At 45.1% G+C, this 15,644-nt stretch carries 13 protein-coding genes; 7 read left to right on the top strand and 6 right to left on the bottom strand.

What is annotated here, in order from left to right; genetic code table 11:
- Window positions 1-5: 5 nt before the first annotated feature.
- The 6 genes from mnmG to rpmH form a co-directional block, all read right to left on the bottom strand.
- Window positions 6-1,892, bottom strand: coding sequence for a tRNA uridine-5-carboxymethylaminomethyl(34) synthesis enzyme MnmG (gene mnmG, locus K3G25_RS10350; RefSeq protein ID WP_029973051.1), 1,887 nt, complete (start codon window positions 1,890-1,892; stop codon window positions 6-8).
- Between the two features lie 16 nt (window positions 1,893-1,908).
- A complete protein-coding gene (mnmE, locus tag K3G25_RS10345; RefSeq protein WP_007409903.1) occupies window positions 1,909-3,288 on the bottom strand; it encodes a tRNA uridine-5-carboxymethylaminomethyl(34) synthesis GTPase MnmE in 1,380 nt (459 codons plus the stop codon).
- A gap of 289 nt (window positions 3,289-3,577) precedes the next feature.
- Window positions 3,578-4,219, bottom strand: coding sequence for an RNA-binding cell elongation regulator Jag/EloR (gene jag, locus K3G25_RS10340; RefSeq protein WP_017418434.1), 642 nt, complete (start codon window positions 4,217-4,219; stop codon window positions 3,578-3,580).
- Window positions 4,216-4,965, bottom strand: a complete 750-nt coding sequence (gene spoIIIJ, locus K3G25_RS10335) for a YidC family membrane integrase SpoIIIJ (RefSeq protein WP_007409906.1) — start codon at window positions 4,963-4,965, stop codon at window positions 4,216-4,218. The genes jag and spoIIIJ overlap by 4 nt, the downstream gene beginning before the upstream one ends.
- A 160-nt stretch (window positions 4,966-5,125) precedes the next feature.
- The gene (rnpA, locus tag K3G25_RS10330) at window positions 5,126-5,476 is read right to left on the bottom strand and encodes a ribonuclease P protein component (protein WP_004392944.1); all 351 of its coding nucleotides are present in this window, start codon (window positions 5,474-5,476) and stop codon (window positions 5,126-5,128) included.
- A gap of 153 nt (window positions 5,477-5,629) precedes the next feature.
- On the bottom strand, window positions 5,630-5,764 hold the full coding sequence (rpmH, locus tag K3G25_RS10325; protein WP_003178075.1) for a 50S ribosomal protein L34: 135 nt from the start codon (window positions 5,762-5,764) through the stop codon (window positions 5,630-5,632).
- A gap of 620 nt (window positions 5,765-6,384) precedes the next feature.
- Here rpmH and dnaA point away from each other — a divergent pair.
- The 7 genes from dnaA (at window position 6,385) to gyrA (ending at window position 15,435) form a co-directional block, all read left to right on the top strand.
- A complete protein-coding gene (dnaA, locus tag K3G25_RS10320; protein WP_004392913.1) occupies window positions 6,385-7,725 on the top strand; it encodes a chromosomal replication initiator protein DnaA in 1,341 nt (446 codons plus the stop codon).
- 184 nt (window positions 7,726-7,909) lie between these two features.
- Window positions 7,910-9,046 (top strand): DNA polymerase III subunit beta, encoded by a 1,137-nt coding sequence (gene dnaN / locus K3G25_RS10315; protein WP_014416704.1) that lies wholly within the window; start codon window positions 7,910-7,912, stop codon window positions 9,044-9,046.
- 134 nt (window positions 9,047-9,180) lie between these two features.
- Window positions 9,181-9,396 carry a ribosome maturation protein RlbA gene (rlbA, locus tag K3G25_RS10310; protein WP_004392910.1) on the top strand — a complete coding sequence of 72 codons (216 nt, stop codon included), beginning with the start codon at window positions 9,181-9,183 and terminating at the stop codon, window positions 9,394-9,396.
- A gap of 15 nt (window positions 9,397-9,411) precedes the next feature.
- Window positions 9,412-10,524, top strand: a complete 1,113-nt coding sequence (gene recF, locus K3G25_RS10305; RefSeq protein WP_007409910.1) for a DNA replication/repair protein RecF — start codon at window positions 9,412-9,414, stop codon at window positions 10,522-10,524.
- Window positions 10,525-10,541: 17 nt separating this feature from the next.
- Complete coding sequence (gene remB, locus K3G25_RS10300; RefSeq protein ID WP_004392908.1) at window positions 10,542-10,787, top strand: extracellular matrix regulator RemB; 246 nt, start codon at window positions 10,542-10,544, stop codon at window positions 10,785-10,787.
- A 56-nt stretch (window positions 10,788-10,843) separates the two neighbouring features.
- The gene (gene gyrB / locus K3G25_RS10295; RefSeq protein ID WP_014720600.1) at window positions 10,844-12,760 is read left to right on the top strand and encodes a DNA topoisomerase (ATP-hydrolyzing) subunit B; all 1,917 of its coding nucleotides are present in this window, start codon (window positions 10,844-10,846) and stop codon (window positions 12,758-12,760) included.
- A gap of 215 nt (window positions 12,761-12,975) precedes the next feature.
- Window positions 12,976-15,435 (top strand): DNA gyrase subunit A, encoded by a 2,460-nt coding sequence (gene gyrA, locus K3G25_RS10290; RefSeq protein ID WP_014416706.1) that lies wholly within the window; start codon window positions 12,976-12,978, stop codon window positions 15,433-15,435.
- Window positions 15,436-15,644 lie beyond the last annotated feature (209 nt).

The following is a 15,644-nucleotide window of genomic DNA, read 5'->3' as shown; positions in this document are numbered from 1 at the left end:
CCTTTCTATTCAGCTACCTTGGCAATACGGCCCTGCTCCAGGTATACCAGCAGGATTGAAATGTCTGCCGGATTGACGCCGGAAATACGGGACGCTTGAGCAACTGATAAAGGACGCACTTCTTTCAGCTTTTGACGGGCTTCAGTAGCAATTCCTTTAATGGCGTCATAATCAATCCGATCAGGGATTTTTTTGTTTTCCATTTTCTTAAGCTTTTCCACTTGCTGCAAGGATTTTTCGATATATCCTTCATATTTCACCTGAATTTCCACTTGTTCCGCCACATCTTGCGGAACCGGAGAATCTGCAGGCGCAAGTTTTGTCACTGTTTCATAGTTCATTTCCGGACGTTTCATTAAATCTGTGCCGCGCACTCCGTCTTTCAGCTCGCTTCCGCCGAGTGAACGGATATATTCCTGATTCTCAGGAGACGGCTTGATAATAACAGACCAGAGACGTTTTTTCTCTGCCTCGATCGCCGCTTTTTTCTTCTCAAACGCTTCATAGCGCTCATCAGAAATTAAGCCGATATCGTGGCCGATTTCCGTCAGACGAAGATCCGCGTTGTCGTGACGGAGCAGCAGTCTGTATTCCGCCCGTGAAGTCAGCAGACGGTACGGTTCATTGGTTCCTTTCGTTACCAAATCATCAATCAATACACCGATATAAGCATCGGAACGGCTGAGGATCACTTCTTCTTTTCCAAGCGCTTTGCGGCCTGCGTTGATCCCTGCCATAATTCCTTGCCCGGCTGCTTCCTCATAACCTGATGTACCGTTAATTTGACCGGCTGTGTACAGGTTAGGGATTTTTTTCGTCTCCAGTGTAGGCCAGAGCTGCGTCGGTACAATTGCGTCATACTCAATCGCGTATCCGGCTCTCATCATCTGCACCTTTTCCAGTCCCGGAATGGTCGCCAGCATCCGCTGCTGCACGTCCTCAGGAAGACTCGTGGATAAACCTTGAACGTATACTTCCTGCGTATTTCTGCCTTCCGGCTCAAGGAAAATCTGATGACGCGGTTTATCATTAAACCGAACGACTTTATCTTCAATCGAAGGGCAGTATCTCGGTCCCGTTCCTTTAATCATACCGGAATACATTGGCGAACGATGCAGGTTGCTGTCGATGATCTCATGAGTCTCAGGACTCGTGTAAGTCAGCCAGCAAGGCAGCTGATCGGTAATGTATTCAACCGTTTCATATGAGAAAGCGCGCGGAACCTGGTCCCCCGGCTGGATTTCTGTTTTGCTGTAATCAATGGAATCGCTTGAGACACGAGGAGGCGTGCCCGTTTTAAAACGGACGAGATCAAAACCGAGCTCCTCTAAGTGCTCAGAAAGTTTAATAGACGGCTGCTGGTTATTCGGACCGCTTGAGTAAGACAAATCACCGAGAATGATCCGTCCTCTTAAATACGTTCCGGTTGTCAGCACGACCGTTTTTGCCTTATATTCAGCACCGGTTTGCGTAATGACACCGCGGCACTCTCCGTCTTCAATGATTAAACGCTCGGCAATCCCTTGAAGAAGTGTCAAATTCGGTGTTTTTTCCAGCGTATGCTTCATTTCGTGCTGATATTGGAATTTATCCGCCTGCGCACGCAGCGCCCGTACGGCCGGACCTTTTCCTGTATTCAGCATTCTCATTTGAATATGAGTTTTATCTATATTTCTAGCCATTTCTCCGCCGAGCGCGTCAATTTCGCGGACGACAATCCCTTTTGCGGGGCCGCCGACAGACGGATTACATGGCATAAACGCAACCATATCAAGATTAATCGTCAAAACAAGCGTTTTGGCTCCCTGGCGCGCGGATGCGAGGGCAGCCTCAACACCGGCATGCCCGGCGCCGATGACAATCACGTCGTATTGGCCTGCTTCATACCCCATGGTTTTTTCCTCCCTTTTATTTACCTAAACAAAATTGTGAAAAGAGCTGATCAATTAAGCTTTCGTGGACGGCATCACCGATGATTTCGCCCAGCAGCTCCCAGCACCTTGTCAAATCAATTTGGACCATATCAATCGGAACATCCTGTTCAATTCCGTTCAGCGCATCATCAATCGCTTGCTTTGCCTGATGCAGAATCGAGATATGACGGGTGTTGCTGACATAGGTGAGATCTCCGCTTTCGATCGCTCCTGTATAAAATAGCGACTGAATCGCTTCCTCTAAATCTTGAATGCCTTCTTCTTTCAGCAATGAGGTCGTGACGACAGGCCGGCCTTTCGCCAGTTCCTTGACGCGCTCAGCGTCAATCTTAGCCTCAAGGTCCGTCTTATTCATAATGACAATGACGTCCATTCCCTCAACGGCTTCAAACAATTTTACATCTTCTTCAGAAAGCTCTTCGCTGTGGTTAAGCACAAGCAAAATGAGATCCGCTTCCTTCAGAACCTGCCGTGACCGTTCCACACCGATTCTTTCGACGATATCTTCTGTCTCACGGATTCCGGCGGTATCGACAAGCCGAAGCGGCACGCCTCGCACGTTGACATATTCCTCAATCACATCACGCGTCGTTCCCGGAATATCGGTTACGATCGCCTTCGTTTCATGGACAAGGCTGTTAAGCAGAGAGGATTTTCCGACGTTCGGACGGCCGATGATCACGGTAGACAGTCCCTCACGCAAAATTTTCCCCTGCTCAGACGTACGGAGCAGCGCCTCGATTTCTTTCTTCACGCCGCTTGCCTTCTCCACTAAAAGCTGATGCGTCATTTCTTCGACGTCATCATATTCCGGATAATCTATATTAACCTCAACATGGGCAAGTGTTTCTAACAGCTCATCACGCAGACGGCGGACAAGCGCGGAAAGCCGTCCTTCCATCTGGTTCATGGCGACATTCATGGCACGGTCCGTTTTGGCCCTGATCAGATCCATCACCGCTTCCGCCTGTGAAAGGTCAATCCGTCCGTTTAAAAATGCGCGCTTCGTAAACTCACCGGGTTCTGCCAGTCTCGCGCCTTCCCTTAAAGCAAGCTGGAGCACCTGATTAACCGTCACAATACCCCCGTGACAGTTGATTTCAATGACATCTTCCCTTGTGAATGTTCTGGGCGCTCTTAAAACAGACACCATGACTTCCTCAATAATCCGTCCCGTCGTGCTGTCCGCGATATGCCCGTAATGAATGGTATGCGATTCTGCCGAACTGAGCGTTTTGCCTTTCGGACCCTTGTACATTTTGTCGGCGATCTTTACGGCTTCCGGGCCGCTCAGCCGAACGATCGCGATCGCGCCTTCACCCATCGGAGTTGAAATCGCTGCAATTGTATCCATGCTGTTCACCTCTCTTTATCTCTGTTTCCATCTATATAAAAAATTTTATTTACGCCAAAATTAAAAGATAACATAGTTTGGTTTGAAGTGGAAGATACGTTATCCACAAAGGCAGAAATTCATCCCTTATTACTTTAACTTATCCACATGTGAATAACAATTAATTTTATTTCCTAAAACCTTTTTTATCAACAGCATAGACCGAAAAAGAAAAAACTTAAACGCTAAAAATGCGATTCTGCTTAGGAATAGAGCCACTTTTACCAATAAAAAAACCGAAGTTCCGATTTTACCCGGACTTCGGTTTTCTGCTATCTTTATGGGAAATAACGAGATGGCGGTACCGGCCTTCACCGGTAGAAAACGTTTTGATATTTGGATGCTTTGACAGCGCGTCATGGATGATTTTTCTTTCACCTGACGGCATCGGTTCTAAATGCACATCTTTTTTCGTTTTCGACACTTGCTTGGCCAGCCTGTTTGCCAGCTGATCCAAAATTTCTCTTCTTTTCCGCCGATAATTCTCAGCGTCGACAACAGCTTGGCGATACTGGCCGGAGCCGCGGTTCAAAACAAGCTGCGTCAATGTTTCCAGGGCATTGAGTGTTTGTCCTCTTTTGCCAATAAGCAGCGCCGCTTTTTCACCTTTAATGTGAAAACAGACTGTTTTCTTGTTTTCTTCCGTAACAATCTCAGAAGGTCCGGCAATGGAATGGATGATTTCTTCCAAATACGCTTTCGCTTCCTGAACAGGATTTCTTTTCTCTTCCAGTTCTACGATCGCATTCTTTTTTCCGAAAATACCCAAAAACCCTTTATATTCTTCTTGCACCACCGTTATTTCTACTTGATCTTTCGTCAGTTGAAGTTCCTGAAGGCCTGATTGAACTGCTTCTTCGACATTCCGTCCCGCAGCAGTCACCTTCTTCACTTTTTCTTTCCTCCCGCTTTCTGCGTTTCCGGATCGTGTTTAATGTCAGGTCCTTTAATAAGGAATGTCTGAGCAATCATAAACAGGTTTCCGACTACCCAATACAGAGAAAGTGCGCTCGGGAAGTTGATCGCAAATACGATGATCATGATCGGCATAATCCATACCATCATTGCCATTTGAGGATTCTGAGTCGGATTTCCGGCCATCATCAGCTTCTGCTGGACAAAAGTGGCCACACCGGCAACGATAGGAAGAATATAGTAAGGATCCTTCTCTCCTAGGTCAAACCATAAAAAGCTGTGCTGTGAAATGGCTTGCGTACGCATAATGGCGTGGTAGAATCCGATCAAAATCGGCATTTGAATCAGGATCGGGAAACATCCCGCCAGCGGGTTTACCCCGTGCTTTGAAAACAGGGCCATTGTTTCCTGCTGAAGCTTCTGCTGCGTTTTTTGATCTTTAGAGCTGTATTTTTCTCTGAGCTTCTGCATTTCAGGCTGCAGCGCCTGCATCGCTTTTGAGCTTCGAAGCTGCTTGATCATCAGCGGCAGAATCAGCAGACGAATTAAAATCGTAACGATGATGATCGATAAACCATAGTTATCGCCCGTCAGTTTCGCTACGTACGTAATGACTTCTGACAATGGATACACAACATATTTGTCCCAGAAATGCGGACTATTCGCCGTAATCGGCTCTTTCACACTCGAGCACCCGGCCAGCAGCACGAGCATACCGACCATACTCAGTAGTAACCATATTCTCCTTTTCAAGAACGTTTCCTCCTATACCAATCTTTATAAACCTTGTATGTATTTTAGCATCTTTCAGTTTCAAATGGCGTTCATTTTTCGCCAAATAAAAGGAAGCGCTTTTAAAAACGTGAAGAAAACAAAATATGAGCTATTTTGACGAAGATTTCTTATATAATGAGGTTTTTCTGAATAAGTGCTGCAGACTCTTTTTCGTTTCTTCAAAACTGAGGTCGCCGGCGGGTTTTCTTGCGATAATAATAAAATCTTTCGGCTTGAGCAGCTCTTTTTCCTCCTGAACAGCCTGCCTTATTAACCGCTTCACCCGATTGCGCACGACGGCATTGCCGATTTTTTTACTGACAGAAAGCCCTACCCGGAGCTCTTCCTGTTTCGGCTGATCAAGCGTATACAGCACGAACTGGCGGTTTGCCATAGACGTTCCGCGTTTAAACACTTTTTGAAAATCTTCATTTTTCTTTAACCGATTTCGCTTCTTCACTTTAATTCACTCCGATATTCACTCGCAGAAACTTTTATTTCTATCTAAAAAAAACGGGCCGCCGGAATACTGAAGAAATTTCTCCAGTACCGGGCGACGCATGACATCTCACTCTCTTAATGTGAAAAAAGACCACTGACATTATTCAGTGGCCTAAGCTGATAATACTTTTCTGCCTTTGCGGCGACGGCGTGCTAATACTAGACGACCGTTTTTTGAACTCATACGGCTTCTGAAGCCATGAACTTTACTGCGTTTACGGTTATTCGGTTGGAATGTTCTTTTCATTTATGACACCTCCCTCGAGGAATAGCTGTTAAAGACAGTCTTACTTATTATATTTGTGCTGCCTATTCATTGTCAACTTCAGCAGTGCTTTTATTTCTTACAACCATAATAGGATAACATACCTTAATCAGTTTAGAAACCTTATTTTTCATATTCCTTTTTTTAACGCAAAAAAAAACCGCGCTCCCTCGAAAAAACGACATGTGGATAATTTTTCGGTCTTTTTTTAATATCCACAATCGTTATCGACAACATTTTCACATTGCTAACCCCTGTGGACAAAGATTTTTCAACAAGTTGTCAGGTTTGTGGATAAGATTACGAGAACCATTGCAAGTCCTCGCTTAATTTGATATTATATTTGTGTTTTAACTCTTAATTACTTATCCAGTCCATTCTCCTTATCCACAATTTGTGGATAAGTTGTGGATTGTTTTCACACAGCTTGTGTAGATTGTTGTCCACAACTTGTGGAATTTGTCGAAAAGCTATTTTTCTACTATACTATATGTTTTCAACATTTCGTGTGTACGAATGGTCAGAGCCATATGCTCTTTTTTTGTGTTCTATAACAGGGAAAGGGCGCTGATTTTTAAAGAAAAGGAGGGCTGTGCCGGATAATGGAGAATATATTGGATCTTTGGAATCAAGCTCTAGCTCAAATTGAGAAAAAGCTAAGCAAACCGAGTTTCGAAACTTGGATGAAGTCGACGAAAGCCCATTCGCTGCAAGGAGATACCTTAACCATCACCGCTCCTAATGAATTTGCCAGAGACTGGCTGGAGTCCAGGTACTTACATCTCATTGCAGATACCATATATGAATTAACCGGGGAAGAATTGAGCGTCAAATTTGTCATTCCTCAAAATCAGGACGAAGAAGACTTTTTACCGAAACCGCAAGTGAAAAAAGCGGCAAAAGAGGAACCGTCTGATTTTCCCCAAAGCATGCTCAACCCGAAATATACATTCGACACATTCGTCATCGGATCGGGAAACCGATTCGCCCATGCAGCATCACTGGCTGTGGCGGAAGCACCCGCTAAAGCGTACAACCCTTTATTTATATACGGGGGAGTCGGCTTAGGAAAAACCCACTTAATGCACGCGATCGGCCATTATGTCATTGATCATAATCCTTCAGCCAAAGTGGTGTACCTGTCTTCTGAAAAATTCACAAATGAATTCATCAACTCAATCCGCGATAATAAAGCCGTTGATTTCCGCAACCGCTACCGGAACGTTGATGTACTTTTGATAGATGATATTCAATTTTTAGCCGGAAAAGAACAAACACAGGAAGAGTTTTTCCATACATTCAACACGCTTCATGAAGAAAGCAAACAAATCGTGATTTCCAGCGACAGACCGCCGAAAGAGATCCCGACCCTTGAAGACCGCCTGCGTTCGCGGTTCGAATGGGGATTGATTACGGATATCACACCGCCGGATCTGGAAACGCGGATTGCCATCCTGAGAAAGAAAGCGAAGGCGGAAGGCCTTGATATTCCGAACGAGGTCATGCTTTACATCGCAAATCAGATTGACAGCAACATCCGCGAACTGGAAGGGGCATTAATCCGGGTTGTCGCCTATTCATCCTTAATCAATAAAGACATTAACGCAGACCTGGCTGCAGAAGCATTGAAAGATATTATTCCGTCTTCAAAGCCGAAGGTCATTACGATAAAAGAGATTCAGCGGATCGTCGGACAGCAGTTCAACATTAAGCTTGAAGATTTCAAAGCGAAAAAGCGCACGAAATCCGTGGCGTTCCCAAGACAAATTGCGATGTATCTTTCAAGAGAAATGACGGATTCTTCTTTGCCTAAAATCGGGGAAGAATTTGGCGGCAGAGACCATACAACCGTCATTCACGCCCACGAAAAGATTTCAAAACTGCTGATTGATGACGAGCAGCTTCAGCAGCAGGTGAAAGAAATAAAAGAACTGCTTAAATAATAGTGCCCTCGGATGAATCGGGGAAAGTGTGAATAACTTTTTCATAGCCATACACAGTCTGTCCACATGTGGATAGGCTGTGTTTCCTGTCTTTTTCACAACTTATCCACAAATCCACAGGCCCTACTATTACTACTGCTATTTTTAAAATATATTAATTATATTATCCGTTAGGAGGATAAACATGAAATTTACGATTCAAAAAGATCGTTTAGTCGAAAGTGTACAAGACGTTCTAAAAGCCGTTTCATCCAGAACCACAATTCCCATTCTCACCGGTATTAAGATCGTCGCCTCAGATGAAGGAGTATCTTTCACAGGAAGTGACTCTGATATTTCAATCGAGTCATTCATTCCGAAAGAAGAAGATGATAAAGAAATCGTGACGATCGATCAGCCGGGAAGTATCGTGCTGCAAGCGCGTTTCTTCAGCGAAATCGTTAAAAAACTGCCGATGGCGACTGTTGAAATCGAAGTTCAAAATCAATATTTAACGATTATCCGTTCCGGAAAAGCCGAATTTAATTTAAACGGCCTTGATGCAGATGAATATCCGCATCTACCGCAAATCGAAGAGCATCACGCCATTCAGATTCCGACGGATCTTTTGAAAAACCTGATCCGCCAAACCGTGTTCGCTGTGTCCGCCTCAGAAACACGCCCTATCTTGACAGGTGTAAACTGGAAAGTCGAAAACGGTGAATTATTATGCACTGCCACGGATAGCCACCGACTCGCTTTAAGAAAGGCGAAGCTTGATATTCCGGAAGACAGCTCTTATAACGTGGTCATTCCCGGGAAAAGCTTAACCGAGCTGAGCAAAATTCTTGATGACAACCAAGAACTGGTTGATATCGTGATTACAGAAACCCAAGTGCTGTTCAAAGCGAAAAACGTATTGTTCTTCTCAAGATTGCTTGACGGAAACTATCCGGACACGACCAGCTTAATTCCGCAGGAAAGCAAAACGGAAATCGTCGTGAACACGAAGGAATTTTTACAGGCGATAGACCGTGCTTCTTTATTGGCGAGAGAAGGCCGCAACAACGTTGTAAAGCTTTCTGCCAAACCGGCGGATTCGCTTGAAATTTCATCAAATTCTCCGGAAATCGGAAAAGTGGTCGAAGCTGTGCTGGCTGACCAGATTGACGGCGAGGAATTAAATATTTCATTCAGTCCAAAATATATGATGGACGCACTGAAAGTACTTGAAGGAGCGGACATCCGTATCAGCTTTACGGGAGCGATGAGACCGTTTCTTATCCGTACGCCGAATGATGAAACCATCGTTCAGCTCATCCTTCCGGTCAGAACGTATTAATCAAACAGAATGTGCTGCCGGCTTAGTTCGGCAGCTTTTCTATTCATCAGCCGCTCCCTCAAGTTTTCCCTTTCCTTATTTCAGGATTTTTTAGTACAATTAGATATTAGTGATATTTGAAAGAGGTCGATATTATGGCAAATCCGATTTCGATTGATACAGAAATGATTACGCTTGGCCAGTTTTTAAAATTAGCCGATGTAATTCAGTCCGGCGGCATGGCGAAATGGTTTCTGAGCGAGCATGAGGTGACTGTCAACAATGAACCTGACAATCGCCGCGGCAGAAAGCTTTACGTTGGAGACGTGGTCGCGATTGAAGGATTTGGTTCATTTCAAGTCGTCAATTAAAGCGGGTGACAGCGGTTGTATATCCAAAATTTAGAATTAACATCCTACCGTAATTATGAGCGCGCTGAGCTTCAATTCGAAAACAAGGTGAATGTGATCATCGGGGAAAATGCCCAAGGCAAAACCAATCTGATGGAAGCCATCTATGTCCTTTCGATGGCAAAATCACACCGCACCTCAAATGACAAAGAACTTATACGGTGGGACGAAGACTATGCTAAAATAGAAGGAAGAGTGATGAAGCGCAACGGGGACATCCCGATGCAGCTTGTCATCTCCAAAAAAGGTAAAAAGGGCAAGGTCAATCATATAGAGCAGCAAAAACTCAGTCAGTATGTCGGAGCGCTGAACACCATTATGTTTGCCCCCGAGGATTTAAATCTCGTCAAAGGAAGCCCTCAGGTGAGGAGGAGATTTCTCGATATGGAGATCGGGCAGGTTTCTGCCGTTTATCTGTATGATTTATCTCTTTATCAAAAAATCCTTTCACAGCGGAATCATTTTCTGAAACAGCTGCAAAGCCGGAAACAGACTGACCGGACTATGCTTGACGTTCTCACTGATCAGCTGATTGAAGCAGCCGCAAAAGTTGTCGCCAAACGTCTGCAGTTTACGGCACAGCTTGAAAAATGGGCGCAGCCGATCCATTCCGGCATTTCCCGGGGACTTGAAGAACTGACGCTTAAGTATCACACGGCGCTTGATGTATCAGATCCCAAAGATTTGTCGAAAATAGGTAACAGCTACCAGGAGTCTTTTTCGAAATTAAAAGAAAAAGAAATAGAACGAGGCGTCACATTATTCGGACCGCATCGGGATGATGTCCTTTTTTATGTGAACGGACGCGATGTGCAGACGTACGGTTCGCAGGGACAGCAGCGTACGACGGCTTTGTCTTTGAAGCTGGCCGAAATAGATTTGATTCATGAAGAAATCGGAGAATACCCCATTTTACTTTTGGATGATGTACTAAGCGAGCTGGATGATTACCGACAGTCCCATTTGCTTCATACGATCCAAGGCCGTGTGCAGACATTTGTCACCACGACAAGCGTGGATGGCATTGACCACGATACCTTACATCAAGCAGGAATGTTCCGTGTGGAAAACGGTACGTTAGTGAAGTGAAGAAATGAGGTGAGCGATTGTATATTCATTTAGGTGACGACTTTGTCGTTTCAACACGCGATATCGTCGGCATTTTTGACTGCAAGGTCAATGTATCGCCGATTGTTGAAGAATTTCTGGACAGACAGAAAGAAAAAGTAGTGCCGTCCGTAAACGGCACGCCAAAGTCTATCGTAGTCACGACTGAGAATATATATTACTCTCCCTTATCTTCCGGCACACTGAAGAAACGTGCGCAATTTATGTTAGAAATAGATTCTTAGCGGATCTTTACAATGAATATATCGTTTAAGAAAAGTGTAGGTGAATGTGCATGGCTATGGAACAGCAGCAAAATAGTTATGATGAGAATCAGATACAGGTATTAGAAGGTTTGGAAGCTGTTCGAAAGAGACCGGGGATGTACATCGGATCAACTAACAGCAAAGGCCTTCACCACTTGGTGTGGGAAATCGTCGACAACAGTATTGACGAGGCCCTGGCCGGTTATTGTACAGATATTAATATCGAGATTGAAAAAGATAACAGCATTACCGTTAAGGACAACGGGCGCGGAATTCCGGTCGGTATCCAGGAGAAGATGGGCCGCCCTGCGGTTGAAGTCATCATGACCGTTCTCCACGCCGGCGGTAAATTTGACGGAAGCGGATATAAAGTATCCGGCGGTCTTCACGGTGTAGGGGCGTCCGTCGTAAACGCCTTGTCGACCACTCTTGACGTTACGGTTCATCGTGACGGAAAAATCCACTATCAGGCGTACGAGCGCGGTGTGCCTGTGGCCGATCTTGAAGTGATCGGTGATACTGATAAGACCGGAACGATTACGCACTTCGTTCCGGATCCGGAAATCTTCAAAGAAACAACTGTATACGACTATGATCTGCTTTCAAACCGTGTCCGGGAATTGGCCTTCCTGACAAAAGGCGTAAACATCACGATTGAAGACAAACGTGAAGGACAAGAACGGAAAAACGAGTACCACTACGAAGGCGGAATCAAAAGCTATGTTGAGTACTTAAACCGTTCCAAAGAAGTCGTTCATGAAGAGCCGATTTATATCGAAGGCGAGAAAGACGGCATAACGGTTGAAGTTGCATTGCAATACAACGACAGCTATACAAGCAATATTTATTCTTTCACAAATAATATCAACACATACGAAGGCGGGACGCACGAGGCCGGATTTAAAACTGGTCTGACCCGTGTCATAAACGACTATGCAAGAAGAAAAGGGATTTTCAAAGAAAATGATCCGAATTTAAGCGGGGATGATGTGAGAGAAGGGCTGACTGCCATTATTTCAATTAAGCACCCTGATCCGCAATTCGAAGGGCAGACGAAAACCAAGCTCGGCAACTCTGAAGCGAGAACGATCACTGACACGCTGTTTTCTTCTGCGCTGGAAACATTCCTTCTTGAAAATCCGGACTCAGCCCGCAAAATCGTTGAAAAAGGTTTAATGGCCGCAAGAGCGCGGATGGCAGCGAAAAAAGCGCGGGAATTGACCCGGCGCAAAAGTGCGCTTGAGATTTCCAATCTGCCGGGCAAACTGGCGGACTGTTCTTCTAAAGATCCGAGCATTTCCGAGCTGTATATCGTAGAGGGTGACTCTGCGGGCGGATCAGCGAAACAGGGACGGGACCGTCATTTCCAAGCCATTCTGCCGCTGCGCGGTAAGATTCTGAACGTTGAGAAAGCCAGACTTGATAAGATTCTCTCAAACAATGAGGTCAGATCAATGATCACGGCCCTCGGAACAGGAATCGGCGAAGATTTTAATCTTGAAAAAGCGCGTTATCATAAAGTGGTCATCATGACGGATGCCGATGTTGACGGCGCCCACATCAGAACGCTTTTATTAACGTTCTTCTACAGATACATGCGGGAAATCATCGAAAACGGCTATGTCTACATTGCCCAGCCGCCGCTTTATAAAGTGCAGCAGGGAAAACGGGTGGAATACGCTTATAACGATAAGCAGCTTGATGAGCTGTTAAAAGAGCTTCCGCAATCACCTAAGCCCGGCCTCCAGCGTTATAAAGGTCTTGGAGAAATGAACGCGACTCAGCTTTGGGAAACGACAATGGACCCTGCGACCAGAACGCTTCTGCAAGTCAATCTTGAAGATGCAATGGACGCTGACGAGACTTTTGAAATGCTGATGGGTGACAAAGTAGAACCGCGGAGAAACTTCATAGAAGCAAACGCCAGATACGTGAAAAATCTTGATATTTAACCAAGAAAGCCTTATTTTCGTTAAGAAATAAGGCTTTTTTCTCAAAGCGGCTTCTAAAGCCTCTGAAAACCCGCAAAACCCGTATATTCTACTAAATTAATGTGTATAAACACAAGTTTATTGATATAATGGAGAATAGTGAAATCGTATTGAAGATCATAATGGACAATCTACTCCCACATTATTTCATGTGATACTTCAGGGAGGTTTTTTTAATGAGTGAACAAAACACACCACAAGTACGTGAAGTCAATATCAGTCAGGAAATGCGGACATCCTTTCTGGACTATGCAATGAGCGTTATCGTATCCCGGGCGCTTCCGGATGTGCGTGACGGTCTGAAGCCGGTTCACAGACGGATTTTGTACGCAATGAATGATTTAGGCATGACCAGTGACAAACCATATAAAAAATCTGCCCGTATCGTCGGTGAAGTTATCGGTAAGTACCATCCGCACGGTGACTCAGCGGTTTACGAATCAATGGTCAGAATGGCGCAGGATTTTAACTACCGCTACATGCTTGTTGACGGACACGGCAACTTCGGTTCGGTTGACGGCGACTCAGCGGCCGCGATGCGTTACACAGAAGCGAGAATGTCAAAAATCGCAATGGAAATTCTGCGTGACATTACGAAAGACACGATTGACTATCAAGATAACTATGACGGTTCAGAAAGAGAGCCTGCCGTCATGCCTTCGAGATTTCCGAATCTGCTCGTAAACGGGGCTGCCGGTATTGCGGTCGGAATGGCGACAAACATTCCTCCGCATCAGCTTGGAGAAGTCATTGAAGGCGTGCTTGCCGTAAGTGAGAATCCTGAGATTACAAACCAGGAGCTGATGGAATACATCCCGGGCCCGGATTTTCCGACTGCTGGTCAGATTTTGGGCCGGAGCGGCATCCGCAAGGCATATGAATCCGGACGGGGATCAATCACAATCCGGGCTAAGGCTGAAATCGAAGAGACATCATCAGGAAAAGAAAGAATTATTGTTACGGAACTTCCTTATCAGGTGAACAAAGCGAGATTAATTGAAAAAATCGCAGATCTTGTCCGGGACAAAAAAATCGAAGGAATTACCGACCTGCGAGACGAATCCGACCGTAACGGAATGAGAATCGTCATTGAGATCCGCCGTGACGCCAATGCTCACGTCATTTTGAATAACCTGTACAAACAAACGGCCCTGCAGACGTCTTTCGGAATCAACCTGCTGGCGCTCGTTGACGGACAGCCGAAGGTGCTGAGCCTGAAACAATGTCTGGAGCATTATCTTGATCACCAAAAGGTTGTGATCCGGCGCAGAACGGCTTACGAACTCCGCAAAGCGGAAGCGAGAGCTCACATTCTGGAAGGTTTAAGAATCGCTCTCGATCATTTAGATGCCGTTATTTCTCTTATCCGCAGTTCCCAGACGGCTGAAATTGCGAGAACGGGTTTGATCGAACAATTCTCACTGACTGAAAAACAAGCGCAAGCCATTCTGGATATGCGCCTTCAGCGATTAACCGGTCTGGAGCGCGAAAAGATTGAAGAGGAATATCAATCACTTGTTGCGCTTATCGCCGAGCTGAAAGATATTTTAGCCAATGAAGAAAGAGTTCTTGAGATCATCCGTGAAGAGCTCAATGAAATCAAAGAGCGTTTCAATGATGAGAGACGCACTGAAATCGTGACGTCCGGTCTTGAAACAATTGAAGATGAAGATCTTATCGAGAGAGAAAATATCGTCATCACACTGACCCATAACGGCTATGTTAAACGTCTCCCGGCGTCCACATACCGCAGCCAAAAACGGGGCGGAAAAGGCGTACAGGGAATGGGAACGAATGAAGATGACTTTGTGGAACACTTAATTTCCACATCAACGCACGATACGATCCTGTTCTTCTCTAATAAAGGGAAAGTATACCGTTCTAAAGGATATGAAATCCCTGAATACGGCCGTACGGCAAAAGGCATTCCGATTATTAACCTTCTGGAGGTTGAAAAAGGCGAATGGATTAATGCTATTATTCCGGTCAGCACGTTTGATGAGGAGCAATACCTCTTCTTTACGACCAAACAAGGGGTGTCGAAACGTACGGCACTGTCCCAGTTTGCGAATATACGGAATAACGGGCTGATCGCCCTGGGTCTCCGGGAAGACGATGAACTGATGGCCGTCCGCCTGACTGATGGCAAGAAACAAATCATCATCGGCACGAAGAACGGTTTGCTGATCCGTTTCCCTGAAGAAGATGTAAGACAAATGGGACGAACAGCTGCGGGTGTTAAAGGCATCACGCTGACAGACGATGATGTCGTTGTAGGCATGGAGATTCTTGAAGAAGACTCCCACGTCCTCATAGTGACAGAAAACGGCTACGGCAAACGCACACCGGCTTCAGAATACAGAGTTCAAAGCCGGGGCGGAAAAGGCCTTAAAACATGTAAAATCACTGACAGCAACGGTCCGTTAGTAACCGTGAAAGCAACAAAAGGCGAAGAGGACTTAATGATTATTACGGCAAGCGGCGTGTTAATCAGAATGGATATTAATGATATCTCCACTACGGGACGTGTAACACAAGGCGTCCGTCTGATCCGCATGTCTGATCAAGAGCATGTAGCCACTGTGGCGCTTGTGGAAAAGAATGAAGAAGAGCCGGAAGAAACGGAAGAAGTATAAACGAAAAGCGCAGCTGTAACAGGCTGCGCTTTTACTATATAAAGAAATGAAAAAAAGCTTTGACACATAGCGATGATACTGATATAATTCTTTTTGTTGTCTTTTTAATAGAAAGGCAAGCCTATCGAAAATATTTTTTAAAAAAAGTATTGACCTAGCAAACTGAAAATGTTATGATTAAGAGGTCGCTTCGAGAGAAGCAACAAAGT

Origin of the sequence: Bacillus sp. FCW2 (assembly GCF_021228595.1) — a bacterium.
Classification (GTDB): Bacteria; Bacillota; Bacilli; order Bacillales; family Bacillaceae; genus Bacillus; species Bacillus velezensis.
The sequence above is the reverse complement of the archived record's forward strand: the minus strand, read 5'-3'. Positions and strand labels throughout refer to the sequence as shown.

Excerpts from the sequence above, each read along its gene's own strand:
- gyrB (WP_014720600.1), top strand. The coding sequence starts at position 10,844 with ATGGAACAGCAGCAAAATAGTTATGATGAGAATCAGATACAGGTATTA.
- rpmH (WP_003178075.1), bottom strand. The coding sequence starts at position 5,764 with ATGAAAAGAACATTCCAACCGAATAACCGTAAACGCAGTAAAGTTCAT.
- mnmE (WP_007409903.1), bottom strand. The coding sequence starts at position 3,288 with ATGGATACAATTGCAGCGATTTCAACTCCGATGGGTGAAGGCGCGATC.
- mnmG (WP_029973051.1), bottom strand. The coding sequence starts at position 1,892 with ATGGGGTATGAAGCAGGCCAATACGACGTGATTGTCATCGGCGCCGGG.
- dnaN (WP_014416704.1), top strand. The coding sequence starts at position 7,910 with ATGAAATTTACGATTCAAAAAGATCGTTTAGTCGAAAGTGTACAAGAC.
- spoIIIJ (WP_007409906.1), bottom strand. The coding sequence starts at position 4,965 with ATGGTCGGTATGCTCGTGCTGCTGGCCGGGTGCTCGAGTGTGAAAGAG.
- gyrA (WP_014416706.1), top strand. The coding sequence starts at position 12,976 with ATGAGTGAACAAAACACACCACAAGTACGTGAAGTCAATATCAGTCAG.
- rlbA (WP_004392910.1), top strand. The coding sequence starts at position 9,181 with ATGGCAAATCCGATTTCGATTGATACAGAAATGATTACGCTTGGCCAG.
- dnaA (WP_004392913.1), top strand. The coding sequence starts at position 6,385 with ATGGAGAATATATTGGATCTTTGGAATCAAGCTCTAGCTCAAATTGAG.